The sequence below is a fragment of the Streptomyces sp. NPDC001920 genome (assembly GCF_053594495.1).
On the sequence record NZ_JBSFEP010000012.1, the window covers coordinates 106,525 to 131,218 of the forward strand.

Below are 24,694 nucleotides of genomic sequence, written 5' to 3' on the forward strand. Positions count from 1 at the left end.
CGCGTGCACCGCCTCAAGTGGCTTATTCGCGCGGCCGCTTCAGCCTCGCCACGAACTTGTACCGGTCCCCCCGGTACACCGAGCGCACCCACTCCACCGGCTGCCCCTCCCGGTCCAGCGAGTGCCGGGACAGCATCAGCATCGGCAGGCCCACGTCGGTGCCGAGCAGGCCGGCCTCGCGCGGGGTCGCCAGGGAGGTCTCGATGGTCTCCTCGGCCTCGGCGAGGTGGACGTCGTAGACCTCGGCGAGCGCCGTGTAGAGGGAGGTGTACTTCACCAGGGAGCGGCGCAGGGCGGGGAAGCGCTTGGCCGACAGGTGCGTGGTCTCGATGGCCATCGGCTCGCCGTTCGCCATGCGCAGCCGCTCGATGCGCAGCACCCGTCCGCCCGCGGTGATGTCGAGGAGCTCGGCGAGGCGGTCGTCGGCGGTGATGTAGCCGATGTCCAGCAGCTGCGAGGTCGGCTCCAGGCCCTGGGCGCGCATGTCCTCGGTGTACGAGGTCAGTTGCAGCGCCTGGGAGACCTTCGGTTTGGCGACGAACGTGCCCTTGCCCTGGATGCGCTCCAGACGCCCCTCGACGACCAGTTCCTGGAGGGCCTGGCGAACGGTGGTGCGGGAGGTGTCGAACTCGGCGGCCAGGGTGCGCTCGGGCGGGACCGGGGTGCCGGGGGCCTGGGTCTCCGTCATGTCGAGGAGGTGTTTCTTCAGGCGGTAGTACTTGGGCACGCGGGCGGTACGGACGGCGGCGCCGTTCTCGTTCTCCGCACTGCTGACGTCGGTGCTCATGGCCTGCCTTCCCGGCTCCGGATGCGGATCACATCGGTGATCCCCTCTGTATACCGTCGCCACCTCTTTTGGTCTAGTCCACAGTCCCCAGTGGTCTAGCGGACGAGGGTACCCCGGCGCCGCTGTTTTCGCTGCCTTCTTACTTAAAGGTTCCTGCATATGTAGGTCGCATAACGGCTGGTCGGAGCCTATTCGAGCACCCTTGACACCCTTTCTGGTCTGGTCCAAGCTCCCGGTACTGGTCTACACCATTGGTCCAGGTCCCGGCCCAACGCTCGTGCGGGGAGGCAGGGGGGTTTGTGGCATCCCTGAGGAGGGTGGCGTGAAGCGCAAGCTGATATCCGCGATCGGTGTCGCGGGCATGATGATCTCCCTGGCGGCGTGCGGGGGAGACAACGGCGACGACGGGGACAAGACGGGGGCGGACGGCTACGCGGGCCAGACGCTCACGGTGTGGGTGATGGACGGCTCCTCGCCCGACCAGTGGCAGAAGGACGTCGCCGCGGCCTTCGAGAAGAAGACCAAGGCGAAGGTCAAGTTCGAGATCCAGCAGTGGAACGGCATCCAGCAGAAGCTGACCACCGCCTTGTCCGAGGAGAACCCGCCGGACGTCTTCGAGATCGGCAACACCCAGACCCCGGCCTACGCCAAGACCGGCGGCCTCGCCGACCTGGGCGAGCTCAAGAACGAGATCGGCGGCGAGTGGACCGCGTCCCTCAACGAGTCCTCGATCTTCGAGGGCAAGCAGTACGCGGCGCCGTGGTACTTCGCCAACCGCGTGGTCCTCTACAACAAGAAGGTCTGGGCCGAGGCGGGCATCAAGGACACCCCCAAGACCCGCGACGAGTTCTACGCCGACCTCAAGCGGATCGGCGAGAAGACCGACGCCGAACCCATCTACCTGCCGGGTCAGAACTGGTACCACTTCGTGGGCCTGACCATCGGTGAGGGCGTCCAGCTGGTGAAGCAGCAGAACGGCAAGTACGTCTCCAACCTCGCCCACCCGAAGGTCGCCGCCGCCATGGAGACGTACAAGAAGTTCCAGTCGCTGTCCAAGGCGCCCAAGGACAAGGACGAGGCCACCCCGCAGCAGGGCGAGGTCTTCGGCAAGGGTAACGTCGGCGCCTTCATCGGCATGGGATGGGAGGCCGGCATCGCCATCAAGGCCAACCCGAAGATCGAGAAGGAGATCGGCTACTTCACCATTCCGGGCGCCACGGCCGACAAGCCCGAGGGCGTCTTCCTCGGCGGCTCCAACCTCGCCGTCGCCGCGGGCAGCAAGAAGCAGGAGCTGGCCGAGGAGTTCCTGCGGATCGCCCTGTCCGACAAGCACGAGGGGCAGCTGGCCAAGCTCAACGGCGTCATCCCGAACAAGGAGTCGCTGCAGACCAACCTCAAGGGCAACGCCGTCGCCGAGGCCGCCGCGCCGGCCGCCGCGGGCGGTGGCACCACGCCGCTGATCCCGGAGTGGGCCGCCGTGGAGAACGCGCCCAACCCGGTCAAGACGTACATGACCGCCGTTCTGAACGGCAAGTCGCCGGCCGAGGCCGCCAAGCAGGTCGAGGACGAGTTCAACAAGCGTCTGGCGCAGCAGCAGTAACGGCACCGGTGTGCGCGCCGGGGCGGGGGCGCGCGTGACGCCCCCGCCCCGGCGACCGTACGCGGTCCACGTACGCAGGTCGAGAAGAGAGAGCGCGAGCATGACCGTGCAGACCGAACGGCCGCCCTCCGGTCCGGTGGACGTAGTCAAAAGGGACGAGAGCGGGCCCGCCGGGCCGGGGCGCCGAGCCGCGTGGCGCGTCGGCGCGCTCGCCCCGTACCTCCTGCTGCTGCCGGCCTGCGCGGCCACCGTGCTGCTGCTCGGCTGGCCGCTGGTGAAGGACGTGCTGCTGTCGTTCCAGAACCTCAACATGGCGCAGCTGATCCAGCACGTCACCGAGTGGAACGGCATCGACAACTACAAGGAGGTCCTCAGCGGCGAGGACTTCTGGCGCGTCACCCTGCGCTCGATCCTGTTCACGGCGGTCAACGTCGTCCTGATCATGGTCTTCGGCGCCCTGGTCGGCCTGCTGCTCGCCCGCCTCGGGCAGCGGATGCGGGTCACCCTGATGGTCGGGCTCGTGCTGGCCTGGGCGATGCCCGTGGTCGCCGCGACCACCGTCTACCAGTGGCTGTTCGCGCAGCGCTTCGGTGTCGTCAACTGGGTCCTGGACAAGCTCGGTTGGCACTCCATGGCCGACTACAGCTGGACCAGCAGCCAGCTGTCGACGTTCTTCGTGGTCACGGTGCTGATCGTCTGGCAGTCGATCCCGTTCGTCGCGATCAACCTGTACGCGGCCACGACCACCATCCCCGACGAGCTGTACGAGGCGGCGGCGCTGGACGGGGCGGGGGTGTGGAAGAGCTTCACGACGGTGACGCTTCCCTTCCTGCGCCCGTTCCTCTACGCCACGACCTTCCTGGAGATCATCTGGGTCTTCAAGGCGTTCGTGCAGGTCTTCACCATCAACGGCGGCGGCCCCGACCGGCTCACCGAGATCCTGCCCGTCTACGCCTACATCGAGGGCGTGGGCAACCAGCACTACGGCATGGGCGCGGCGATCGCCGTCCTGACCATCCTGATCCTGCTCGGCCTGACGGCCTACTACCTCAGGATCGTGCTCAAGCGAGAGGAAGAGGAGGCCGGGCTGTGAAGCGCTCGCTCTTCGGCCGCCTGTGGCCAGGCGTCACCGCCGTCGTCCTGTTCACCGGCTTCGTCTTTCCCGTGTACTGGATGTTCGCCACGGCCCTCAAACCGACCGGCGACATCATCTCGGAGAACCCGGTCTGGTTCCCCACCGACGTCACCTTCGAGCACTTCGAGCGCGCCACCGGCGTCGACCACTTCTGGACGTACGTCACCAACTCGCTGATCGTCACGCTGTGCGCGGTCGTCCTCGCCCTGGTCATCGCGCTCGCCGGCTCCTTCGCCCTCGCCCGGATGCGGTTCAAGGGGCGGCGCGGGTTCGTCATCGGCTTCATGCTGGCCCAGATGGCACCGTGGGAGGTGATGATCATCGCGATGTACATGATCGTGCGGGACGCGTCGATGCTGAACAGTCTGCTGCCGCTGACGGTCTTCTACATGATGATGATCCTGCCCTTCACCATCCTGACGCTGCGCGGGTTCGTCGCCGCGGTGCCCCGGGAGCTGGAGGAGGCCGCGATGGTCGACGGCTGCACCCGGGCCCAGGCCTTCCGCAAGGTCATCCTGCCGTTGCTGGCGCCCGGCCTGATGTCCACGTCCCTGTTCGGCTTCATCACCGCATGGAATGAATTCCCGCTGGTCCTGGTGCTGAACAAGGAGGCGGAGGCGCAGACCCTGCCCCTGTGGCTGTCCAGCTTCCAGACCGCCTTCGGCAACGACTGGGGCGCCACGATGGCGGCCTCCTCGCTCTTCGCCGTCCCGATCCTGATCCTCTTCGTCTTCCTGCAGCGCAGGGCTGTCAGCGGCCTGACGGCCGGCGCGGTGAAGGGATAACGCACCCGATGACGACAATCGCCAGCGGCACCGACACTCTGACCCGTGATGCCCTGACCGTGCTCCAGCCCGGCTTCACCGGCACCAGCGCCCCCGACTGGCTGCTGCGCCGCCTGGGCGAGGGCCTCGCCTCCGTCGGCCTCTTCGGCCGCAACATCGCCTCGCCCGAGCAGTTGGCCGCCCTGACCGCGCAGTTGCGCGCGGAGCGGGACGACGTGCTGGTCGCGATCGACGAGGAGGGAGGTGATGTGACGAGGCTGGAGGTGAGGTGCGGCTCCAGCTTCCCCGGCAACCACGCCCTGGGCGCGGTGGACGACGTGGAGCTGACCCGGCAGGTGGCCTCCGAACTGGGCCGCCGCCTCGCCGCCTGCGGAGTGAACCTCAACTGGGCCCCGTCGGCGGACGTCAACTCCAACCCCTCCAACCCGGTGATCGGCGTACGCTCCTTCGGCGCCGACACCGCCCTGGTCGCCCGCCACACCGCGGCCTATGTCACCGGCCTGCAGTCGGCGGGCGTCGCGGCCTGCACCAAGCACTTCCCGGGGCACGGCGACACGGCGGTCGACTCCCATCACGCGCTCCCGCGCATCGACGCCTCCCGCGACGTGCTCTCGGACCGCGAACTCTCCCCCTTCCGCGCGGCGATCGCCGCCGGCACCAGGGCGGTGATGAGCGCCCACATCCTGATCCCCGCCCTGGACCCGGACCACCCGGCGACCCTCTCCCGCCCGGTTCTCACCGACCTCCTGCGAGGCGAACTCGGCTACACCGGCCTGATCGTCACCGACGGCATGGAGATGCAGGCCATCGCCGCCACCTACGGCATCGAACGCGGCAGCGTCCTCGCCGTCGCGGCCGGCGCCGACGCGATCTGCGTGGGCGGGGGGCTCGCGGACGACGACACGGTACGGCGTCTGCGCGACGCCCTGGTCGCCGCCGTGCGCGCCGGTGAACTCCCCGAGGAACGGCTGGCCCAGGCGGCCGGACGGGTGCGTGAGCTGGCCCGCTGGACGGCGACCGCCGTCGGGGGAGGGGGCGAGCCCCGGCCGGACATCGGCCTCGTCGCCGCCCGCCGCGCCCTGCGGGCGACCGGGGCGGGGGACTTCCGTCCGCTCACCGAGGCGCCCTATGTAGCGGCCTTCACCCCGGTGGCGAACATCGCCGTCGGCGACGAGACGCCGTGGGGCGTGGCGGCTGAGCTGAGCCGCATGCTGCCGGGGACGGAGACGGGCAGCTTCGCGGGGGAGGACGCGGGGCGGGAGGCCCTGGCCGCGGCGGGGAAGCGGCGGATCGTGGCCGTGGTCCGCGACGAGCACCGCCACTCCTGGATGGTGACGGCCCTCGACACCCTGCTGCGAGCCCGCCCGGACACGATCGTGGTCGAGATGGGCGTCCCTCAGGCGCCCCCTCGCGGCGCCCTGCACATCGCCACGCACGGCGCGGCCCGGGTGTGCGGACGCGCGGCGGCGGAGGTGCTGGTGGCGGAGGGCGGCGCCGGGGCGTAGGGCGCCGACGGAGCACCGTCGCCCCTTACGCCTCGAAGGGCGACGGTTGCAGCTCTGCCTCTGAATGTAGTACTTCTTATACATGAGCGAGCAGGTGCACAACAGACTGGCGATGGTGCGTGCCGAGCGAAAGGTGTCGCGCCAGAGCCTGGCCGAGGCAGTGGGAGCCCACTACCAGACCATCGGCTACATCGAGCGGGGGCAGTACAACCCGAGCCTCGACCTGGCACTGAAGATCGCGAAGTTCTTCGGTCTGCCGGTCGAGGCCCTGTTCTCCCTCGAACCGTTCCGGCCGCTCACGGACGAGGTCTACGGGAGGAACCAGCCATGACGACGACGCGGATGACGCGCTACGACCGGAGCATGCTGCGGTTGATGAACGACCCCCGGCGGAGGGAACTGCACGCCACGGTCGCGCGACGCCGGCTGGCCGTCGCGGCGCACGCCGCGCTCACCGTGGCGATCGCGACGCTGTTCGGGCACTTCTGCCTGTCCCGCGGGGAGGCGATGTGGTCCGCCCTCGCCATGGCGGCGCTGCTACTGCCCTGGATGGTGGCGCAAGGGTTGATCAACAGCGCCACCCGGGGGCTGCTGGAGCTGCGGACCCGGGCCCTGGACGAGCGGCAGGTGGCCGAGCGCAACCGGGTGCTCGCCCGGTCCTACCGCATCACGCTCTGTCTCCTCGTCCTGGCCGTGATCGGTCTTTTCGGGGTGGCCGGCGCGGACGGTGACGCCCTGCGGACCTACGCGGTGTCCGCCCTCGCCACTGTCCTGGTGGCCCACTTCGTGATGCCGTCCTGGGTGGCCGGCCTGGCCGCCCAGGACGAGCCGGCCGAGGACGAGGCGGCCCTGCTCTAGGTCGTGCCCCGCGCAGTCCCGTCCTCCATCCGGAGGCCGTGCCGGGCGCCTGGGGTGGGCGGGACTTCGCGGGCCCGGCCCGGCGCCGGTCGGGACCGGTGGCCCATTTCCGGCGGGCGCACGACGGAACCCCCGTCGGGCGCCCGCCGCCGCGTGCGGCTCCGGCCCGGCTCGCAGCCCCCGCGGGAACGCCGGCCCAGATCCTGGCGACGAACCTAGATGCCCTGCCACTCCGGTTTGTTGGCGTACGTGTGCCGGAAGTAGTCGGCGAGCTTCAGCTTCGACGCGGCGGCCTCGTCGACGACGACCGTGGCGTGCGGGTGCAGTTGGAGCGCCGAGGCCGGACAGACGGCCGCGACCGGGCCCTCGACGGTGGCGGCGACCGCGTCGGCCTTGCCCTCACCGGTGGCGAGCAGGACAAGGTGCCGGGCCTCCAGGATCGTGCCGATCCCTTGCGTGATGACGTGGTGCGGTACCTGCTCGATGTCTCCGTCGAAGAACCGCGCGTTGTCGATCCGCGTCTGCTCGGTCAGCGTCTTGATCCGGGTCCGCGAGGCCAGTGACGAGCACGGCTCGTTGAACCCGATGTGGCCGTCCGTCCCGATGCCGAGCAGCTGCAGATCGACACCGCCGGCGGCGGCCAGCGCCGCGTCGTACGCCTCGCACGCCCCCTGTACGTCCTCGGCCGTGCCGTCGGGCCCCAGGAACGCGTCCATCCCGATCCCCAGCGGCTCCAGCACCTCGCGCCGCAGCACCGACCGGTACGACTCCGGGTGCTCGGCGGGCAGCCCCACGTATTCGTCGAGCTGCGCGATGCGAGCACGCGAGACGTCCACGGAACCGGAGCGCGCCCGGCTCACGAGCGCCGTGTAGACGGGCAGCGGAGTCGACCCGGTGGCCACGCCGAGCAGCGCGTCGGGCTTGCGCCTGAGGAGCTGTGCCATGGCCTCGGCTATCAGCTCGCCACCCGCCTTGGCGTCCGGAACGATGACAACTTCCACGCTGGGCCTGCCGATCTGCAGAGGGACTCGATGGGCGCCCTGAAGGGGCATGTGGTTTAGACCAATCTAACAGAGCAGGGCTGCGAGGCCCAGGTGGAGGAGGAGGGCGCGGACGTTCCGCGAAGCCGTGAGGACGAGGCGTTTTCCGAGCCCTTCGGGCAGGCGTCATCCCGTGTTCCGCAGTGCAATGGAGACTGTCCGCCCGAACCGGAAGGCGCCTTGTCCGGCATGTCGCGCGAGAGCAGGAAGGGCCCCATGACGACCGCCCCCTCGACCCCGTATCCTCCCGACCCCCACGCCCCCCACAACGACCTCCCCGGGCGCATCATGGCCCGGGAGATGGCCGAACAGCCCGCCGTACTGCGCCGAATCCTCTCCCAGGGCGCCCCCGCCGTCCGCAAGGTCGCCCAGGAGATCGCCGCCCGCGCCCCCCGCTTCGTCCTGCTCACCGCCCGCGGCACCTCCGACAACGCCGCGCTCTACGCCAAGTACCTCCTGGAGATCCGCCTCGGCCTGCCCTGCGGGCTGACCTCCATGTCCACCACGACGGCGTACGGCGCCCGCCCCGACCTCACCGATGTCCTCGTCGTCACGGTCAGCCAGTCCGGTGGCTCCCCGGACCTCGTCGCCTCGACGAGGGCCGCCCGCGAGGCCGGCGCGATCACGCTCGCGGTGACCAACAACCCCGACTCACCACTGGCCGCCGTCTCCGAGCACCACCTCGACATCATGGCCGGACCCGAGAGGGCCCTGCCCGCGACCAAGACCTACACGGCCTCCCTCCTCACTCTGTACCTCTTCGCCGAGGGGCTGCGGGGCGGCGACGGCGCGCCCGCCCGGGTCCTGCCGGGCCTGGCCGAGCAACTCCTCGCCCGGCAGGACGAGGTCCGCGCCCTCGCCGCCCGCTACCGCTTCGCCGAACGCATGGTGATCACCTCCCGCGGCTACGGCTACCCCACGGCCAAGGAAGCCGCCCTGAAGCTGATGGAGACCAGCTACATCCCGGCGCTCGCCTACTCGGGCGCCGACCTCCTGCACGGCCCGCTCGCCATGGTCGACAACGTCTCCCCGGTCATCGCCGTCGTCACCGACGGCAAGGGCGGTGAGGCCCTTCAGCCGGTCCTCGACCGGTTGCGCGGCCGCGGCGCCGACCTGGTCGTCATCGGCCCCCGGCACCAGGTCGAGCAGGCTTCGGCCGGCTTCGTACTGCCCACGGACGAGGCCGCCGAGGAGGTGCAGCCGATCCTGGAGATCCTCCCGCTCCAGCTCCTGGCCTACGAGGTGACGATCGCCCGGGGCCAGGACCCGGACGCGCCGCGCGCCCTGGCGAAGGTGACGGAGACGCGCTGACGGTGACGGACCGGTCTCCGCCCCGGCGGGGGCGCTCCGCGTGCCGGAAAGCGGCACGCCAGGCGGCCCGAGCGGCTGCCCCGGGTCCCGGGACGGGCTGAGGCCGATGCCCGCGTCCCCTCAGGTGATCGAGCCTCCCGTGGCGTCCACCCAGCTCCCGGTGACCCACCGGCCCTCGTCCGAGGCCAGGAAGGCCACGACGTCCGCGACGTCCGCCGGTGTCCCCACCCGTCCCAGCGCCGATATCGCCTCGGCCTGCGCCCAGCCGTCCTCGGTCCCGTGCAGGAACTCTGCGGTGTTGTCGGTGTCGATCAGACCCGGGGCCACCGAGTTCACCCTGATGCCGCGCGGGCCCAGCACCTTGGACAGGTCGCGGGAGAGGATGTCCAGCGCTCCCTTCGTCATCGCGTACGCCATGTTGCCCGGCATCACCGCGGTCCGGGCGAGTCCCGACGAGATGTTGATGACCCGGCCGCCGTCGCGCAGGCGCGTCATGCCGTGCTTGACGATGAAGAACGGCGCCTTCACGTTCACCGCGAAGACCGCGTCGTACTCCCGCTCGTCGATCTCCTCGATCGGTCGCGTGTTGCCGATCCCGGCGTTGTTCACCAACACGTCCAACCCGTCCGCGTGCCGATCGAACTCCTGCCACAGCGCCTCGGCGTCCCCCGGCACCCCCAACTCGACACCGAGGGTGAACGCCGAGCCGCCGGCCGCCTCGATCGCGGCTGCCGTCTCCTTCGCCGCAGCCTCGTTCCTGCCGTAGTGCACGCCGACCCGAGCGCCGTCGCGCCCCAGCCGCTCGGCGATTCCCCGGCCGATCCCCCTGCCGGCCCCTGTGACGAGCACCGTCCTGCCCGCGAGCGCACCCATGCCGCCGCCCCCTCCATCATTCGCTAGCGATCGATACAGAAATGACCGTAGATCACGCCCGGAGTATTTGTCTAGCGCCCGCTATAAAATGCACTCCATGGTGAGCAACGAGATCAGGGCGGCCGCCCCGCCGGCGTCCAAGCGCCGTGGCCGTCCCCGTTCCTTCGACCGCGCGACCGCCCTGGAGAAGGCGATCCTCGCCTTCTGGGAACACGGCTACGAGGCGACCTCCGTCTCCGACCTCACCCGTGTCATGGACATCGGCGCCCCGAGCCTGTACGCGGCCTTCGGGGACAAGCAGTCGCTCTTCGAGGAGGCCGTCCGTGAGTACGGCGTGCGCTACGGCTCCTTCGTCGACCGCGCCCTCGCCGAGGAGCCCACCGCCCGCGCCGCGGTGGCGCGGATACTGCACGAAGCCGCCGCGGAGTACACCGATCCGGCCCATCCGTACGGCTGCCTCGTGGTCCATGCGGCGACCAACTGCTCCACACCCGAGGTCGAGGCCTCGCTCCGAGCGCGGCGCAACGCCGGCATCGCCGCCATCCGCAGCCGCGTGGAAGCGGACATCGCCGCGGGCGTCCTCCCTGCCGGCATCGACGCCGCCGCGCTCGCCCGGCATGCCGGTGCGATGATCCAGGGCATGTCACAACAGGCGCGCGACGGGGCGAGCCGGGAGGAACTGGAGGCACTCGCGGAAATTGCCTTGGCCATCTGGCCCCGCACATGAACCCACACGGGTTAGGCTGCGTGGTGTATGCGAGGGGGTCCGACCGTTTCTCCAACTGGTTCGCAGCCCCGCGAAGAGGCGTCAACAGCAAACAGGCTCCAACGCATGGACACACCCAAGTGGTCTAGTCCACAATGCGGGGGAGTGCGTAGCGCAAGAACGCACCGACTTCCGTCTTCCCCGCACAGGAAGGCGGACCGAGGAACCGGAGCTCTCTGCCCTGACTGCCCCGGCTCCTCATCCTTCGGCCGACCGGGACCGCACACCCCACGGCCGATATTGCTCCGGGCTGCGGTGCCGAGAGGGTTGAGGGTCCCTCTCAGGCGCCGCGGCCCGCGGGTGTTTCCGGGGCCGGATCGCTTCCCGGTGGCGGGTTTCGAACGATGTCCGTACCGCCAGGTACGCTCGGCCACGTGCCCTCCATGAACGAACTCGTACGCCAGCACACGGCCCTCGACGACTCCGACCTCGAGTGGCTGCACCTGCTGGTCTCGGAGTGGCAGCTGCTCTCCGACCTGTCCTTCGCCGACCTCGTCCTGTGGGTCCCCACCAGCGACGGCACCCGCTATGTCTCCGTCGCGCAGATGCGGCCCAACACCGGCCCGACCTCGTACCAGGACGACATGGTCGGCCACCTCGTCCCACGCGGGCGCCGCCCGATGCTGGACGCCGCGCTCGACGAGGGCCGGATCGTGCGCGAGGGCGACCCCGAGTGGCGCGAGGAGGTGCCGGTCCGCGTCGAGTCGATTCCGGTACGACGGGACGGGCGCGTCCTGGGCGTCATCGCGCGCAACACCAACCTGCTGACCGTCCGCACCCCGAGCCGCCTGGAACTGACGTACCTGCAGAGCGCCTCGGACCTCGCGCAGATGATCGCGGCCGGCGCCTTTCCGTTCGCCAACCAGCAGGTCGACATGGACGCCTCCCCACGTGTCGGCGACGGCCTGATCCGCGTCGACGCCGACGGCATCGTCCAGTACGCCTCCCCGAACGCGCTGTCCGCCTACCACCGCCTCGGTCTCGCCGCCGACCTCGTCGGCCACCATCTGGGCAAGACGACCGCCGAACTGGCCCCGACCCACGGCCCGGTGGACGAGGCGCTCGCCAAGGTCGCCAGCGGCTGGGCACCCCGGGAGTTCGAGATCGAGTCGAGCGACGGGGTCATCCAGTTCCGGGCGATCCCCCTCAAGCCCAAGGGCCCGCGCATCGGTTCACTGGTCCTGCTCCGGGACGTCACCGAACTGCGTCGCCGAGAGCGTGAGTTGATCACCAAGGACGCGACCATCCGGGAGATCCACCACCGCGTCAAGAACAACCTCCAGACGGTGGCCGCTCTGCTCCGCCTCCAGGCCCGCCGTATCGAGTCCGACCGTGGCCGCGAGGCCCTCGAAGAGGCGGTGCGACGCGTCGGCTCCATCGCGATCGTGCACGAGACGCTCTCCCAGAACCTCGACGAGCGCGTGGAGTTCGACGAGATCGCCGACCGGGTGCTGGCGATGGTGGCCGAGATCTCACCGGGGAAGGTGACCGGCCGGCGCACCGGCCGCTTCGGCACCCTGGACGCCGAGGTCGCCACGCCGCTGTCGATGGTCCTCACCGAGGTCCTCCAGAACGCGCTGGAGCACGGCTTCCGCGACGGCGACGCCGGCACGGTCGAGGTCTCGGCGGTCCGTGGCGGTACGTCGAAGCAGATCCGCCTCCTGGTCACCGTCCAGGACGACGGGGTGGGCCTGCCCGAGGGCTTCGACCCGCACACCGCCGGCAACCTCGGACTGCAGATCGTGCGGACGCTGGTGGAAGGCGAGCTGGGCGGCACGTTCGACATGGTTCCGGCGCCGGAGCGGGGGACCCGGGTGATCCTCGACATCCCGGTGCGGGCGCCCAAGTAGGAGCCTCGGGGTCCCGGACGAGCGGATCCGGGATTACCGCGCTGTGTGCCGCGGACAGCAAAGAGCCCCAGCCCGTTCAGGGGGCTGGGGCTCAACATGCTCGTTGCCAGCATTCGCTGCGCATCGGGGGTACTGCGCGCTGCGGCTCGGGGGCGGGAGATGCGTACTCGCTGTACGCGCCGCCAAGCTCAGGCTGTTTAGCGGGGTGGGTGTTGTCAGGCGGAGGCCTGACGGGCCCGGTTGCGGGCGGCGCGGCGCTTCATGGCACGGCGCTCGTCCTCGCTGAGACCACCCCAGACGCCGGAGTCCTGACCGGACTCGAGCGCCCACTGCAGGCACTGCTCGATAACCGGGCAGCGACGGCAGACGGCCTTGGCTTCCTCGATCTGCAGCAGCGCAGGACCAGTGTTGCCGATGGGGAAGAAGAGCTCGGGGTCTTCCTCGCGGCAAACGGCGTTGTGACGCCAGTCCATGGCTGCTACCTCTCCTTGTGTTACTGCTGGGTTGCTTGTGAATGTGAACGCTTTCACGAATCCCTCAACAAGTGAAGGGCCTACCGCCAGGTTCCCTGGCGTGGGTCCTGTGAGTTGAAGAGGGGTTCCGGTGATCAGTGGAGGCCGGTCTTGCGGGCCGTCCCGATCGCCACGTAGAGACTCGCAAACCTCAGCGACGGATACAACCCCTTCCGGAAAGTTTTTTTTGATTCCTCGGTGTCGACTAGGTCACAGCCGTACTTCCATGGGGTGGATCCTGGCCTAAACGTTCGAGTGAAAGGACTTTAGCCCGTTCCGCTCACACAATCACACGCAGTGCACGGCGTACGCCTGTGAACGTCACGCTCGTACGCAGCCCGAGGTGGTCGCCGTCCATCTGGAGGGGCAAAGGGACCTTCGAATGCAAGGTGAACTGGTCCAGGTCATGCAGCGAGACGGCGTGCTTGCCGTGGGGTCCCCGCTCGGGGGACGAAGTGAGCAACTGGGTCGCATACCGGGCAACCGAGACCGTGGACATACGGCTGAGACCGAGCACGTCGAGACCGGTATCGAACGAGGCCTTAGGTGCCGCGTACACCGGGCGATTGAGCAGATACGTCCACGGAGCGGTGTTGCAGATTATGGACAGCACCAAATCGGTCACCGGGTCCTCGCCCGGCCGCTCCAGCGTGATCGTGCCGTGCCGGCGGTTGGGTTCCTGGAGGAACTGCCGTGCAACCTGGCGCAGGTAAAGAGCGTGTGTGGATCTCTTGCCCAGCTCGCGCTGCTGCTCGACCCGCCCGACGACGCCCGCGTCGAAACCGAGCCCGGCGCAGAAGGTGAACCATCTGCCCGGCACGGCTTCGTCCGCGGTGCCCGGCGTGCCCGCCGCGATGCCCATCCCGACCGTGCGTTCGCTCCCCTCCCGCAAGGCGTCCAGCAGGGCACCGGTCGCCTCGACGGCGTCGTTCGGCAGGCCGAGGGCGCGGGCGAAGACGTTGGTGGAGCCGCCGGGGACCACGGCGAGGCGGGGGAGGTGCTCGGGGTCGGGGCCGTTGTGCAGCAGACCGTTGACGACCTCGTTCACGGTGCCGTCACCGCCGAGGGCGACCACCAGGTCGACATCGTCGCTCTCCGCCGCCTGTCGGCCCAGGTCGCGGGCGTGGCCGCGGTACTCGGTGGTGACGGCCTCCAGCTTCATCTCGCTGGCGAGCGCGTGGATCAGGACATCGCGCGTACGTGCGCTTGTGGTGGTTGCTGCCGGATTGACCACGAGAAGTGCACGCATGACTGGCAGCGTACCTACTGGGGGGTACCGGGCACAGATCGAGGTGGGGATCCGGTGAGAGATCAGGCGTGAGCCTCGACACGGGTGGACTGCGCCGGTTCGGCCCCGACTCGAACGACGGACGGGCCGAGCAGTGACGAAGGACGGACCGAGGAGTGCTGACCGGCGTCGCACGGCAGGACCAGCCTCGGCCGGCGAGGCCCACATCGTGGCGGGCTACCCTTCAGGAGTGACCAAGGAGCAGACCCCCACCACCCCGGAAACCACCGGCCCGCGTCCGCGGCGGCTGACGTACGCGGCGGTACTCACCGCCCTGGAAGGGCTGGGGCTCGCCGTGGGGGGCGTGTGGGTGCTCGTGCTGGGGCTGACCGGGGACCCGGACGACCGGCAGCAGGCCGTGACCCTGGGTGTGACGCTCGTGGCGCTCGCCCTGCTGCCCCTGCTGGCCGCGCGGGGCCTGTTCGCTCGGCGCAGCTGGAGCCGCGGGCCCTCCGTCATCACGCAGATCCTGGCGCTGCCGGTGGCCTACAGCCTGCTGCAGGCCGACAGCATCGCGATCCCGGTGGGCATCGCTCTCGCGGTGATCGCCGTCACTACGCTGGTGTTCCTGGTCAACCCGGCGACGACCGAGGCTCTCGGGATCCGGGGGCCCGGCCGGGCGGAGGACCGGTCGCAGGGTCAGAAGCGGTGAGCGGTTCTCAGAGAACCGGCACCGGCCGGGCCTGACCGTACTCAGGCCGGACCGTCACTCCTCCACCAGCAGCTTCTCCCGGAGCTGCGCCAGCGTCCGCGCCAGCAGTCGCGACACGTGCATCTGGGAGATCCCGACCTCTTGCGCGATCTGCGACTGGGTCATGTTGCCGAAGAAACGCAGCAGCAGAATCCGCTTCTCCCGTGGCGGGAGGTCTTCGAGCAGCGGCTTCAGCGACTCCCGGTACTCGACGCCCTCCAGCGCTTCGTCCTCGGCGCCGAGGGTGTCCGCCACCGCCGGGGACTCGTCGTCCGTGTCGGGTACGTCCAGGGACAGCGTGGAGTACGCGTTGGCGGACTCCAGGCCCTCCAGGACCTCCTCCTCCGAGATCGCCAGCTTCTCGGCGAGTTCATGGACCGTGGGGGAGCGGCCGTGCAGCTGGGACAGCTCGGCCGTGGCCGTGGTGAGCGCCAGCCGCAGCTCCTGCAGGCGCCGCGGGACCCGCACCGCCCAGCCCTTGTCGCGGAAGTGCCGCTTGATCTCGCCGACGACCGTCGGGGTCGCGTACGTCGAGAACTCGACGCCGCGCTCCGGGTCGAACCGGTCGACCGACTTGATCAGACCGATCGTGGCGACCTGGGTGAGGTCGTCCAGCGGCTCGCCGCGATTGCGGAACCGTCTCGCGAGGTGCTCGACGAGCGGCAGGTGCATGCGGACCAGCTGGTTGCGCAGCTCCGCGTACTCCGTGCTGCCGTCCTGCAGCTTGCGCAGCTCGACGAACATGGCGCGCGCCCCGCTGCGGTCCTGAGGGTCGTGGTGCGTGGCCTGCGCGCTGCGCGCGCCCGTCGCCTCGTCCTCGGCGTGTCGCTCGTGCTCGCTCATCGTCCTGCCCGTCGCCCTCTTCCGAGCCCTCGCCTCCGCCCCCACTCTCGGATCGGCTTGAGCGGACAGACCCCCATGGACAGGGACGGCCCCGCTCCGCCCGCCCGGAGGCGCGCCCTGCACGGCACCTTCGGCGGCCCGTCCCTCGTCGAGGAGGCTGCCGGTCGCCACGGAGTCGTCCTCCGGATGCGGCCGGGCCTGCTCGGGGATGCCGTCGATGCCGTCGACCATGCGTCGGGAAGCGCTCGGACCGCTGGGGCCCGCCCCCGGGCTCTCGGCTCCGTCCGAGCAGGGGTGAGTGCTTTCCGGCAGCTCCCGTGTGCCGCGCTCTTCGTCCCGCACCGGCCCGTCCCCGTTCCTCACGCCGGCCCTGGTCCCGCGCCGCGTTGTTTGTAGAGGCTGATCGAAACGGTTTTGTCCTCGTCCACGGCGGAGGAGACCTTGCCCGCGAGGGCGGACAGGACGGTCCAGGCGAAGGTGTCCCTGGAGGGAGCGTGGCCGTCCGTGGTCGGGGCCGAGACGGTGACCTCGAGCGAGTCGTCGACGAGTCGGAAGACACAGCTGAGCACCGAGCCGGGCACGGCCTGCTGGAGCAGGATCGCGCAGGCCTCGTCCACCGCGATGCGCAGGTCCTCGATCTCGTCGAGGGTGAAGTCCAAACGGGCCGCGAGGCCGGCAGTCGCCGTACGCAGCACCGACAGGTAGGCACCCGCGGCCGGCAGCCGGACTTCCACGAAGTCCTGGGTCGCGGGCTCGCCTGCGATCTGGGACACCCTCACCTCCAAGGTGGTACAAGCTTCTCGGGGCCGAGGGTCGCCCCCCGGTAACGCGATGTTGGTTCAGCGGTGACGCTACCGCGCCTCGAAGTCTCCTGTCCCCAGGACCCCAACCCCTTGCTGTCACTCATAGTAAACACACGGATACGCTCCGTGGCTAGGGGGTTCGCGGGCCCAATTGGGAAGAGCGCGCGCCGGTTTGACGTACCCAGACGTCAGACGATCGAACCGTCCGGCTCCCCGGTCGTCCAGGGTACGTCGGCCTCACACGAGAACGTGGTCGACGAAGCACCAGCGCCAGCGCTCTCCTGGCTCGAACGTCCGCATGACCGGATGCCCGGATTCCTTGTGGTGCTCCGTGGCGTGCCGTCCCGGCGAGGAGTCGCAGCAGCCGACGTGACCGCAGGAGAGGCACAGCCGCAGTTGCACCGGATGCCCTCCGTCCGCCAGGCACTCCGGACACGTCTCGCTGAGCGCGACGGGTTCCGGGTGCGGCAGCGCGTCGGCGTGCGTGCACTGTTTCATGATTGCCAGGTTACGACGGCCACGCGCAGGGGCGCGTGGAAAATCGAGGGCGGGCCGCGGCGGCGATGAACCGGGACGGGCGAACACCATGATCTGGGCAGGGGCAGGGGCAGGGGCAGGGGCAGGGGCAGGGGCAGGGGCAGGACGGCGAAAGGGCTCGGGCCGGTGCTGATCGGTGGGCGTGGGAGTGGTGGGAAGGGCGGGCGAGGCGTATGAACGTGATGCCGCTGCTGTTGCTGGTCGCGGGAAGCGCGGCCATCGCCGCGGCCGGCCGGCGGTCGCCCGTGCCGGCACCGCTGCTGCTGGTCGCAGCGGGCCTGGCGGTCTCGTACGTGCCAGGCGTACCCGAGTACACCCTCGATCCGCACATCGTCCTGCCGCTGGTGCTGCCCCCGTTGCTGCACAGCGCGGCGACGGACAGCTCGTACCTCGATCTGCGGGCCCAACTGCGGCCCGTGATGCTGCTGTCGGTGGGCTACGTCCTCTTCGCGACCTTCGCCGTCGGCTGGGTCGCGTATCTCGTCGTGCCCGATCTGCCGCTGACCGCGGCACTGGTGCTGGGGGCGGTGGTGGCGCCGCCGGACGCGGTCGCGGCGACGGCGGTCGCACGCCGGGTGGGGCTGCCGTCCCGGATCACCACGATCCTGCAGGGCGAGTCCCTGGTGAACGACGCCACCGCGATCACCGCCTACCGCGTGGCCCTCGCCGCCGCCGTCGGGGAGGGCGCCACCTGGGCCGGCGGCATCGGTGAGTTCCTGCTCGCGGCGCTCGGCGGCATCGGCATGGGGGTGGTGCTGATGGTGCCGCTCCACTGGCTGCGCACCCATGTGAAGGAGGCGTTGCTGCAGAACACGCTCTCCCTGCTGATCCCGTTCGTCGCGTACGCGGCCGCCGAGCAGGTGCACGCCTCCGGAGTGCTGGCGGTCGTGGTCGTCGCGCTGTACCTCGGGCACCGCGCGTGGGAGGTCGACTTCGCCACCCGCCTCCAGGAGGATGCGGTGTGGAAGATGGTCGCGTTCGTACTGGAGTCGGCGGTGTTCGCCCTGATCGGACTTCAGCTTCCGGTGGTCCTCAAGGGCCTCGGGGAGTACGAGGGCGGCCGGGCCGCCTGGTACGCGGTCGCCGTCTTCGCCGTGGTCGTCGTCTCGCGGTTCGTCTGGGTGTACCCGGCGACCTTCCTGCCTCGGATGCTGTCGGCGCGGATCCGGGAACGTGAGGACGACCCGACCTGGAAGGGGGCGTTCGTCGTCTCCTGGGCCGGGATGCGGGGCGTGGTCTCGCTGGCGATCGCCTTCTCCATCCCGCTCACCGTGCACGGCGGCGCGGACTTCCCCGAGCGCAACCTCATCCTCTTCCTGACCTTCACGACCGTGATCGGCACCCTGGTCGTCCAGGGCGTGACGCTGCCGCCGCTGATCAGGGTCCTGAAGCTGCCCGGCCGGGACGCGCAGGCCGAGACCCTCGCGGAGGCGAACGCCCAGGCACAGGCATCCCGCGCCGCCGAACGACGCCTGGAGGAGCTCCTCTCCGACGAGCGCAACGCCCTTCCCGAGCCGCTGGCCGACCGTCTGCGCGCGGTGCTGGAACGGCGCCGCAACTCCGTCTGGGAGCGGCTGGGCCAGTCCAACCCCGTCACCGGCGAGTCCGTCGACGACACGTACCGGCGCCTGTCCCGCGAGGTGATCGGGGCCGAGCGCGCGGTGTTCGTGAAGCTGAGGGACGGCCGTCACATCGACGACGAGATGCTGCGGACCCTGCTGCGCAGGCTGGACCTGGAGGAGGCGGCGGCCTACCGGGAGGCCGGCTGACGGCAGGCGTCCGTACGGCTGGTGACCGGCCGCGCGCCCGGAGGCCAGCCGTCGAACGGCGCCCCCGCGACGACGGCCGCGCCCCGCGGTCAGCCGTCGAACGGCGCCCCCGTCACCACGGCTGCGACCGTCGTCCCGCGGGGGAACGCCCCCTCTTCGGCGAGGGCGACAAGCCCGTACAGCAACTTGGCGACATAGAGACGCTCGACGGGGACCCCGTGCCGTCGCTCGAACTCCTCCGCGAAGGCATCGAGCTCAGGGGAAGTACGCGCGTACCCCCCGAAGTGGAACCGCTCGTCCAGCCGCCACTCACCCCGCGGCCCGCCGAACGCCTCCTTCTGCAGGTCCCGTACGTCGTCGGCCAGGAAGCCGCCCTTGAGGACGGGTACGCCCAGCGCCCGCTGGCCGGGGCCCAGCCCGGCGGCGAGACCCGCGAGCGTGCCGCCCGTGCCGCACGCGACCGCGACGACGTCGGCCTGCCCGCGCAGTTCCTCGCCGAGCGCCACGCACCCCCGTACGGCGAGGGCGTTGCTGCCGCCTTCCGGAACCACGTACGCGTCCCGCGCTCCGGCCGCGCGCAGGACGGCCGCCAGGGTCTCCGGTTCGGTCTTGCGGCGGTACGTCGACCTGTCGACGAAGTGCAGCCGCATGCCGTCGGCCACGCACCGCGCCAGCGACGGATTGAGCGGGCGGCCGGCGAGTTCCTGGCCGCGCACCACGCCGACCGTGGACAGCCCGAGGAGGCGGCCCGCCGCGGCGGTGGCGCGCAGGTGGTTGGAGTAGGCGCCGCCGAAGGTGACGACGGTGCGGCCGGCCGCCGCCTGCAGGTTCGGCGCCAGCTTGCGCCACTTGTTGCCGATCAGCTCCGGGTGGATCAGATCGTCACGCTTGAGGAGCAGACGGACGCCGCGACGGGTGAGGCGTCCGTCCGCCGGCTCCTGCAACGGGGAGGGGAGCCGCGGGCGGAGAGCGTTGAGATCGGCGCTGGTCACACGGCCATTGTCGCCCCGCCCCGCGAGCGGGCTACCGCAGGCGTTCCCGGATCCGCTCCCGCATCCACGCCATCGTGAACCCCCGCGGGTCCACCTTCCCCGGTTGCCATTCCAGATGCCCGATCACGGACCGCTCGTTCCAGCCGTGATGGCGGCAGATCGCCGCCGAGACCCGTTCGACGGCCTCCAGCTGGGCCTGCGGCCACGGATCCAGTCCGTCGCCGAGGTTCTCGCACTCGAAGCCGTAGAAGTGGCGGTTGCCGTCGGTGTTGGCCTCGTTGTCGGGCGGCAGGGCCGTCTCGGCGATGACCGCGCGCAGTACGTCGTCGTCGCCGAGGCCGGCGTGGTTGGCGCGGCCGTAGCCGACGAGGTGGACCCTGCCGTCCTTGGTGATGACGCCGTGGCACAGCGGGCCCGGCAGTCCCGCGTAGCCCTTGCGGCAGAGCTCCACGGTGGCTGCGCTGCCCTGGGTCACCGTGTGGTGGATCATCACGCCGTGGACCGGGCCCCATGGGCCCACGTGGTTGCGGTTGTGGTGCTCCCAGTCGCCGACCTCGACGACCGTCGCGCCCTCTGCTCTGAGTCTCTCCAGGAACCTGCTCGCGGACATGGGTGTGGCCATGACCGCCTCCTTCATGACGTGCGTCGGCCGCCGAGCGCGGCCGTCCCGTACCGGTGCTTTACCGAAAACGGGCAGACGGGACTCCTCGGATCCGTTGAATCGCACACTGTGCGACTGGATTTGGACACCTGCCGGGGCTCGTACCGGACGACGCCGCAGTTCAGGAGTGGACAAGGGCCCTCTGTCTGCCCAGTGCCCTCATGATCCATTCCCCCTCTTTCGGGTAATAGCACAGACACGCTCCGTGATGGAAGGCTCTGTCGTGCAGATTGCGATGCGCGGTGCCAGAGCGGTGCCGGGGTACGACCGGGAGGGCAGTTCTCTATGTCGGTAGGCGAAGAGGTCCGCACAGAGCAGGGCAAGCCGCAGCAGAGCCTCGGCACTGCGGCCGCGCGGAACCTGGCCACCACGACCAAGTCGGCACCCCAGATGCAGGAGATCAGCTCCCGCTGGCTGCTGCGCATGCTGCCATGGGTGAACGTGCAGGGCGGCACGTACCGGGTCAACCGGCGCCTGACCTACGCCGTGGGGGACGGGCGCGTCACCTTCGTGAAGACGGGCGACCGCGTCGAGGTCATCCCGAAGGAACTGTGCGAGCTGCCGGCGCTGCGGTCGTACGAGGACGAGGACGTCCTGTCCGAACTCGCGCAGCGCTGCCAGCAGCGGGAGTTCAGGGCGGGGCATGTGATCGCCTCGTTCGGCAGCCAGGCCGACGAGGTGTTCCTGCTGGCACACGGCAGGGTGGAGAAGATCGGTACGGGTCCGTACGGCGAGGACGAGTCGCTGGGGGTCCTCGCCGACGGCGCCTACCTCGGTGACCAGGCGCTCCTCGACGCCGACTCCATCTGGGAGTACACGGCCCGCGCGGTCACCGCATGCACGGTGCTCGTACTGCCCCGCCAGGACGTCGAGCAGGTCGCGGAGCGAGCCGACTCCCTGCGCGAGCACCTCGAACAGCTGCGGGCGATCCCCGCGCAGCGCACCAACAGGTACGGCGAGAAGGAGGTCGACCTCGCGGCCGGCCACAGCGGTGAGCCGGACATCCCGCACACCTTCGTGGACTACGAGGCCCGGCCCCGCGAGTACGAACTGAGCATCGCCCAGACCGTGCTGCGCATCCACTCGCGCGTGGCCGACCTCTACAACCAGCCGATGAACCAGACCGAGCAGCAGCTGCGGCTGACGGTCGAGGCGCTCAAGGAGCGCCAGGAGCACGAACTCGTCAACAACCGCGAGTTCGGGTTGCTCCACAACTGCGAGTACGACCAGCGGCTCCAGCCGCACGACGGCGTTCCCAGCCCCGACGACATGGACGAGCTGCTCTGCCGGCGCCGCGGCACCAAGCTGTTCCTCGCCCACCCGCGCGCCATCGCCGCGTTCGGGCGTGAGCTCAACAAGCGCGGCCTCGTCCCCGAGACCATCGAGATGGCCGGCAACCGCATCCCCACCTGGCGTGGTGTGCCGATCTTCCCGTGCAACAAGATCCCGGTCTCCGAGGCCCGTACGACCTCGATCATCGCCATGCGTACGGGCGAGGCGGAGCAGGGCGTCATCGGGCTTCAGCAGGCCGGCATCCCCGACGAGATCGAGCCGAGCCTGTCCTGCCGCTTCATGGGCATCAACGAACAGGCCATCATCAAGTACCTGGTGACGGCCTACTACTCCGCAGCGGTGCTCGTCCCGGACGCCCTCGGTGTGCTGGAGAACGTCGAGATCGGGCGCTGGCGGTGACCTCACCCGCCGATCCGCCGTGTCCCGCGCCCCGGGCGTGGGTACACCCTCGGGGTAAGCGCCCGGCCGCAGCGGAAGGGCCACCGTCCGCCGAGTCTCCGAGGCCATGCCATGGGTGAGTTCATGACGCAGACACAGCAACGGCCCGCCGGGGCGGGGCCGTCCACCGAGGTGCCCGAAAGGCGGAGGTCCATCGCGGCCCAGAGGGACGGCGGCCCGGGTCCGCTCGACGGGCCCGAGGCGGCAGTGATCCTGGAGCGTGCCCGGGCGTCGGTCGAGCCCGAACTCCGGGCGGCGGTCGCATCGCTGCCCGCCTCCATGCGCCGGGTCGTCCGCTACCACTTCGGCTGGGAGCACCCGGACGGGACCCCGGCGACGGGCAGCGCGGGCAAGGCGATCCGTCCGGCCCTCGTCCTCACCGCGGCCGGCGCGCTCGGCGGGCCGGGGGCACGGGCGGCGGCGGTACGGGCGGCTGTCGCCGTGGAACTGGTGCACAACTTCACGCTGTTGCACGACGACGTGATGGACCGGGACGCCACCCGCCGGCACCGGCCCACCGCCTGGACCGTGTTCGGTGACGCCGACGCGATCCTCGCCGGGGACGCCCTCCAGGCGTTGGCCCTGCGGCTGCTCGCCGAGGACTCGCACCCGGCGTCCACCGCGGCCGTCGCCCGGCTGGCGACCTGCGTCGTCGAACTGTGCGCCGGTCAGCACGCGGACACGGAGATGGAGCGGCGGGGCCCCGGGGAGGTCGGCCTCGACGAGGTGCTCGCCATGGCGGAGGCCAAGACCGGCGCGCTGCTGGGGTGCGCCTGCGCGCTCGGCGCGCTGTACGCGGGTGCGGCGGACGACGACGTGGCGGCGCTGGACGCGTTCGGCCGCGAGGCCGGGCTCGCCTTCCAGCTCATCGACGACGTGATCGGCATATGGGGCGACCCGAGCCACACCGGCAAGCCGGCCGGTGCGGACCTCACCGCCCGCAAGAAGTCCCTGCCGGTCGTTGCCGCGCTGACCTCCGGTGGGCCGGCGGCGGCGGAACTGGCCGCGTTGTACGCATCGCCGTACGACAAGGAGAGCGAGGAGGACATCGCGCGGACCGCGCTCGCCGTCGAGCGAGCCGGGGGGCGCGACTGGGCCCAGGCCCAGGCCGCCGACCGGATGGCCCGCGCCATGCAGGAACTGGCTCGTGCCGTCCCCGACCCGGAGGAGGCGGGCGGACTGCTGGCCCTGGCCGAGTTCGTGACGCGGCGCAGCAACTGAGGCCGAGGGCCGTACGACCCACGGCTGCCGCAGGCAGCCGTGGTGCAGACCCCGGGGCCACCCGGGCCGTACGGTTCCTGACCCCGTACGGCCGGCGGGCGGCCCCGGTCCGGCGGGTCCCGCACATCCCCACGGTGTGCGGGGCCCGTTCCTGTGCCTGGTGCTGTTTCTGTGCCCGGGCCCGTTCCTGTGCCTGGTGCTGTTTCTGTGCCCGGGTGCGTTCCTGTGCCTGGTGCTGTTTCTGTGCCCGGGTGCCTACCTGCGCCCGATGCTGTTCGTACGCTCGGGTGTCTATCTGCGCCAGGTTTGGTTCCTGTGCCCAGGTGCCTGCCTGCGCCAGATTCCGTACCTGCGCCGGTTCCGTCCCTGCGTACGGATCTCGACAAAGCCAGTCCCACAGGCGTCACACGCGCCCCAATCGCCTTACGATCAAGGCCGGTTGACGAGGAGGGGCGGGGTACACATGGGTGTGGCGATCCGGACGGCGGGCGAGGCGGACCGGGAACTGGTGGTCCGGCTGCTGGACGCGGCCTTCCAGGACGATCCGGTCAGCTGCTGGGTGTTCCCGGGCGAGGAGTACCGCCGTGTCACCCACCCCCGGCTCATGGCCGCGTTCACCGACATCGTGCTCACGGTCGGGCGGATCGACGTCACCGAGGACGGCGCGGCCTGCGCGCTGTGGATGTCCGTGCCGGCCGGTGCGGACGACCAGGACGACGAAGGGCCCGCCCGGATACGCGAGGCCGTCGACCCGCGGAACGAGCGCGTCGAGTCGATCGGGCGCCTGACGGCCCGTATCCACCCGTCCGACCGTGCGCACGAGTACCTGTGGATGATCGGCACGGCCCCCGAGCGTCAGGGCGAGGGCCTCGGCACCGCGCTCATGGCCTCGGTCCTCGACCGCTGCGACCGCGAGGGCCGGCCGGCGTATCTGGAGGCGAGCAGCGCCCGCAGCCGCAAGCTCTACGAGCGTCTCGGCTTCGAGCTGGTGGGCCGTCCCCTCGACCTTCCGGCGGGCCCGCGGATGTGGCCGATGTGGCGTGAGCCGCGCGGCTGAGCCACCGTCGGGACCCGGTGCCGGACCGAGCCGGTCCCGCACCGGCCAGTAGGCGGAATGTCAGCTCTCACTTCACCCG

Annotated in this window: 24 protein-coding genes; 14 read left to right on the plus strand and 10 right to left on the minus strand. The window is 70.4% G+C overall.

What is annotated here, in order from left to right:
- Positions 1-22 precede the first annotated feature (22 nt).
- On the minus strand, positions 23-787 hold the full coding sequence (locus ACWCPI_RS21595; protein ID WP_388801871.1) for a GntR family transcriptional regulator: 765 nt from the start codon (positions 785-787) through the stop codon (positions 23-25).
- A 322-nt stretch (positions 788-1,109) separates the two neighbouring features.
- Between ACWCPI_RS21595 and ACWCPI_RS21600 the strand changes: the two genes are divergently transcribed.
- The 6 genes from ACWCPI_RS21600 (at position 1,110) to ACWCPI_RS21625 (ending at position 6,670) form a co-directional block, all read left to right on the plus strand.
- Complete coding sequence (locus ACWCPI_RS21600) at positions 1,110-2,387, plus strand: extracellular solute-binding protein (RefSeq protein WP_451039628.1); 1,278 nt, start codon at positions 1,110-1,112, stop codon at positions 2,385-2,387.
- Between the two features lie 100 nt (positions 2,388-2,487).
- Positions 2,488-3,480: a carbohydrate ABC transporter permease gene (locus tag ACWCPI_RS21605; RefSeq protein ID WP_451039629.1), complete on the plus strand. Its 993-nt coding sequence runs from the start codon at positions 2,488-2,490 to the stop codon at positions 3,478-3,480.
- Complete coding sequence (locus tag ACWCPI_RS21610) at positions 3,477-4,307, plus strand: carbohydrate ABC transporter permease (RefSeq protein ID WP_451039630.1); 831 nt, start codon at positions 3,477-3,479, stop codon at positions 4,305-4,307. Before ACWCPI_RS21605 ends, ACWCPI_RS21610 begins: the two co-directional genes overlap by 4 nt.
- Before the next feature lie 8 nt (positions 4,308-4,315).
- Entirely contained in the window at positions 4,316-5,812 is a 1,497-nt protein-coding gene (locus ACWCPI_RS21615; protein ID WP_451039631.1) for a glycoside hydrolase family 3 protein, read from the plus strand.
- An 82-nt stretch (positions 5,813-5,894) separates the two neighbouring features.
- Positions 5,895-6,143 (plus strand): helix-turn-helix transcriptional regulator, encoded by a 249-nt coding sequence (locus tag ACWCPI_RS21620; RefSeq protein WP_356436346.1) that lies wholly within the window; start codon positions 5,895-5,897, stop codon positions 6,141-6,143.
- Positions 6,140-6,670 (plus strand): hypothetical protein, encoded by a 531-nt coding sequence (locus ACWCPI_RS21625; RefSeq protein WP_451039632.1) that lies wholly within the window; start codon positions 6,140-6,142, stop codon positions 6,668-6,670. Before ACWCPI_RS21620 ends, ACWCPI_RS21625 begins: the two co-directional genes overlap by 4 nt.
- A 215-nt stretch (positions 6,671-6,885) precedes the next feature.
- Here ACWCPI_RS21625 and nagB read toward each other — a convergent pair whose 3' ends face one another.
- Positions 6,886-7,671 carry a glucosamine-6-phosphate deaminase gene (gene nagB / locus ACWCPI_RS21630; RefSeq protein WP_451039633.1) on the minus strand — a complete coding sequence of 262 codons (786 nt, stop codon included), beginning with the start codon at positions 7,669-7,671 and terminating at the stop codon, positions 6,886-6,888.
- Positions 7,672-7,926: 255 nt separating this feature from the next.
- Between nagB and ACWCPI_RS21635 the strand changes: the two genes are divergently transcribed.
- Positions 7,927-9,021 (plus strand): SIS domain-containing protein, encoded by a 1,095-nt coding sequence (locus ACWCPI_RS21635; RefSeq protein WP_451039634.1) that lies wholly within the window; start codon positions 7,927-7,929, stop codon positions 9,019-9,021.
- A 120-nt stretch (positions 9,022-9,141) separates the two neighbouring features.
- On the opposite strand, the gene ACWCPI_RS21640 is transcribed toward ACWCPI_RS21635, so the two are convergent.
- A complete protein-coding gene (locus ACWCPI_RS21640; protein ID WP_388801846.1) occupies positions 9,142-9,894 on the minus strand; it encodes an SDR family oxidoreductase in 753 nt (250 codons plus the stop codon).
- Positions 9,895-9,991: 97 nt separating this feature from the next.
- On the opposite strand from ACWCPI_RS21640, the gene ACWCPI_RS21645 reads away from it, so the two are divergent.
- Positions 9,992-10,621: a TetR/AcrR family transcriptional regulator gene (locus ACWCPI_RS21645; RefSeq protein ID WP_451039635.1), complete on the plus strand. Its 630-nt coding sequence runs from the start codon at positions 9,992-9,994 to the stop codon at positions 10,619-10,621.
- 422 nt (positions 10,622-11,043) lie between these two features.
- Positions 11,044-12,510: a sensor histidine kinase gene (locus tag ACWCPI_RS21650; protein ID WP_451039795.1), complete on the plus strand. Its 1,467-nt coding sequence runs from the start codon at positions 11,044-11,046 to the stop codon at positions 12,508-12,510.
- A 215-nt stretch (positions 12,511-12,725) separates the two neighbouring features.
- Here ACWCPI_RS21650 and ACWCPI_RS21655 read toward each other — a convergent pair whose 3' ends face one another.
- Both ACWCPI_RS21655 and ACWCPI_RS21660 read right to left on the minus strand, forming a co-directional pair.
- Positions 12,726-12,983, minus strand: coding sequence for a WhiB family transcriptional regulator (locus tag ACWCPI_RS21655; RefSeq protein ID WP_003992873.1), 258 nt, complete (start codon positions 12,981-12,983; stop codon positions 12,726-12,728).
- Between the two features lie 319 nt (positions 12,984-13,302).
- Positions 13,303-14,271, minus strand: a complete 969-nt coding sequence (locus ACWCPI_RS21660; RefSeq protein WP_451039636.1) for a diacylglycerol/lipid kinase family protein — start codon at positions 14,269-14,271, stop codon at positions 13,303-13,305.
- Positions 14,272-14,500: 229 nt separating this feature from the next.
- Here ACWCPI_RS21660 and ACWCPI_RS21665 point away from each other — a divergent pair, with 229 nt between their 5' ends.
- A complete protein-coding gene (locus ACWCPI_RS21665) occupies positions 14,501-14,962 on the plus strand; it encodes a hypothetical protein (protein WP_451039637.1) in 462 nt (153 codons plus the stop codon).
- Positions 14,963-15,016: 54 nt separating this feature from the next.
- On the opposite strand, the gene ACWCPI_RS21670 is transcribed toward ACWCPI_RS21665, so the two are convergent.
- From ACWCPI_RS21670 to ACWCPI_RS21680, 3 genes are all read right to left on the minus strand, one after another.
- Positions 15,017-16,186: a SigB/SigF/SigG family RNA polymerase sigma factor gene (locus ACWCPI_RS21670; protein ID WP_451039638.1), complete on the minus strand. Its 1,170-nt coding sequence runs from the start codon at positions 16,184-16,186 to the stop codon at positions 15,017-15,019.
- Between the two features lie 17 nt (positions 16,187-16,203).
- Positions 16,204-16,617 carry an ATP-binding protein gene (locus ACWCPI_RS21675; protein ID WP_004925829.1) on the minus strand — a complete coding sequence of 138 codons (414 nt, stop codon included), beginning with the start codon at positions 16,615-16,617 and terminating at the stop codon, positions 16,204-16,206.
- A 267-nt stretch (positions 16,618-16,884) separates the two neighbouring features.
- Complete coding sequence (locus tag ACWCPI_RS21680) at positions 16,885-17,145, minus strand: UBP-type zinc finger domain-containing protein (RefSeq protein WP_451039639.1); 261 nt, start codon at positions 17,143-17,145, stop codon at positions 16,885-16,887.
- A gap of 212 nt (positions 17,146-17,357) precedes the next feature.
- Here ACWCPI_RS21680 and ACWCPI_RS21685 point away from each other — a divergent pair, with 212 nt between their 5' ends.
- On the plus strand, positions 17,358-18,953 hold the full coding sequence (locus tag ACWCPI_RS21685) for a Na+/H+ antiporter (RefSeq protein WP_451039640.1): 1,596 nt from the start codon (positions 17,358-17,360) through the stop codon (positions 18,951-18,953).
- A gap of 89 nt (positions 18,954-19,042) precedes the next feature.
- Here ACWCPI_RS21685 and ACWCPI_RS21690 read toward each other — a convergent pair whose 3' ends face one another.
- Together ACWCPI_RS21690 and ACWCPI_RS21695 are read right to left on the minus strand one after the other, a co-directional pair.
- A complete protein-coding gene (locus tag ACWCPI_RS21690; protein WP_451039641.1) occupies positions 19,043-19,945 on the minus strand; it encodes a 1-aminocyclopropane-1-carboxylate deaminase/D-cysteine desulfhydrase in 903 nt (300 codons plus the stop codon).
- 31 nt (positions 19,946-19,976) lie between these two features.
- Positions 19,977-20,567: an N-acetylmuramoyl-L-alanine amidase gene (locus ACWCPI_RS21695; protein WP_451039642.1), complete on the minus strand. Its 591-nt coding sequence runs from the start codon at positions 20,565-20,567 to the stop codon at positions 19,977-19,979.
- Between the two features lie 324 nt (positions 20,568-20,891).
- Here ACWCPI_RS21695 and ACWCPI_RS21700 point away from each other — a divergent pair, with 324 nt between their 5' ends.
- The 3 genes from ACWCPI_RS21700 to ACWCPI_RS21710 all read left to right on the plus strand — a co-directional run bounded on the left by ACWCPI_RS21700 (position 20,892) and on the right by ACWCPI_RS21710 (position 24,615).
- Entirely contained in the window at positions 20,892-22,298 is a 1,407-nt protein-coding gene (locus ACWCPI_RS21700; protein WP_451039643.1) for a family 2B encapsulin nanocompartment shell protein, read from the plus strand.
- Positions 22,299-22,409: 111 nt separating this feature from the next.
- The gene (locus ACWCPI_RS21705) at positions 22,410-23,558 is read left to right on the plus strand and encodes a family 2 encapsulin nanocompartment cargo protein polyprenyl transferase (protein ID WP_451039644.1); all 1,149 of its coding nucleotides are present in this window, start codon (positions 22,410-22,412) and stop codon (positions 23,556-23,558) included.
- A gap of 463 nt (positions 23,559-24,021) precedes the next feature.
- Positions 24,022-24,615, plus strand: coding sequence for a GNAT family N-acetyltransferase (locus tag ACWCPI_RS21710; protein ID WP_451039645.1), 594 nt, complete (start codon positions 24,022-24,024; stop codon positions 24,613-24,615).
- Positions 24,616-24,694: the final 79 nt, after the last annotated feature.

What these genes read in the sequence shown, in the direction of transcription:
- ACWCPI_RS21595 (WP_388801871.1), bottom strand. Translation starts at nt 787, where the DNA reads ATGAGCACCGACGTCAGCAGTGCGGAGAACGAGAACGGCGCCGCCGTC.
- ACWCPI_RS21605 (WP_451039629.1), top strand. Translation starts at nt 2,488, where the DNA reads ATGACCGTGCAGACCGAACGGCCGCCCTCCGGTCCGGTGGACGTAGTC.
- ACWCPI_RS21615 (WP_451039631.1), top strand. Translation starts at nt 4,316, where the DNA reads ATGACGACAATCGCCAGCGGCACCGACACTCTGACCCGTGATGCCCTG.
- ACWCPI_RS21620 (WP_356436346.1), top strand. Translation starts at nt 5,895, where the DNA reads ATGAGCGAGCAGGTGCACAACAGACTGGCGATGGTGCGTGCCGAGCGA.
- ACWCPI_RS21625 (WP_451039632.1), top strand. Translation starts at nt 6,140, where the DNA reads ATGACGACGACGCGGATGACGCGCTACGACCGGAGCATGCTGCGGTTG.
- ACWCPI_RS21635 (WP_451039634.1), top strand. Translation starts at nt 7,927, where the DNA reads ATGACGACCGCCCCCTCGACCCCGTATCCTCCCGACCCCCACGCCCCC.
- ACWCPI_RS21640 (WP_388801846.1), bottom strand. Translation starts at nt 9,894, where the DNA reads ATGGGTGCGCTCGCGGGCAGGACGGTGCTCGTCACAGGGGCCGGCAGG.
- ACWCPI_RS21645 (WP_451039635.1), top strand. Translation starts at nt 9,992, where the DNA reads ATGGTGAGCAACGAGATCAGGGCGGCCGCCCCGCCGGCGTCCAAGCGC.
- ACWCPI_RS21650 (WP_451039795.1), top strand. Translation starts at nt 11,044, where the DNA reads ATGAACGAACTCGTACGCCAGCACACGGCCCTCGACGACTCCGACCTC.
- ACWCPI_RS21655 (WP_003992873.1), bottom strand. Translation starts at nt 12,983, where the DNA reads ATGGACTGGCGTCACAACGCCGTTTGCCGCGAGGAAGACCCCGAGCTC.
- ACWCPI_RS21660 (WP_451039636.1), bottom strand. Translation starts at nt 14,271, where the DNA reads ATGCGTGCACTTCTCGTGGTCAATCCGGCAGCAACCACCACAAGCGCA.
- ACWCPI_RS21680 (WP_451039639.1), bottom strand. Translation starts at nt 17,145, where the DNA reads ATGAAACAGTGCACGCACGCCGACGCGCTGCCGCACCCGGAACCCGTC.
- ACWCPI_RS21685 (WP_451039640.1), top strand. Translation starts at nt 17,358, where the DNA reads ATGAACGTGATGCCGCTGCTGTTGCTGGTCGCGGGAAGCGCGGCCATC.
- ACWCPI_RS21695 (WP_451039642.1), bottom strand. Translation starts at nt 20,567, where the DNA reads ATGGCCACACCCATGTCCGCGAGCAGGTTCCTGGAGAGACTCAGAGCA.
- ACWCPI_RS21700 (WP_451039643.1), top strand. Translation starts at nt 20,892, where the DNA reads ATGTCGGTAGGCGAAGAGGTCCGCACAGAGCAGGGCAAGCCGCAGCAG.
- ACWCPI_RS21705 (WP_451039644.1), top strand. Translation starts at nt 22,410, where the DNA reads ATGGGTGAGTTCATGACGCAGACACAGCAACGGCCCGCCGGGGCGGGG.
- ACWCPI_RS21710 (WP_451039645.1), top strand. Translation starts at nt 24,022, where the DNA reads ATGGGTGTGGCGATCCGGACGGCGGGCGAGGCGGACCGGGAACTGGTG.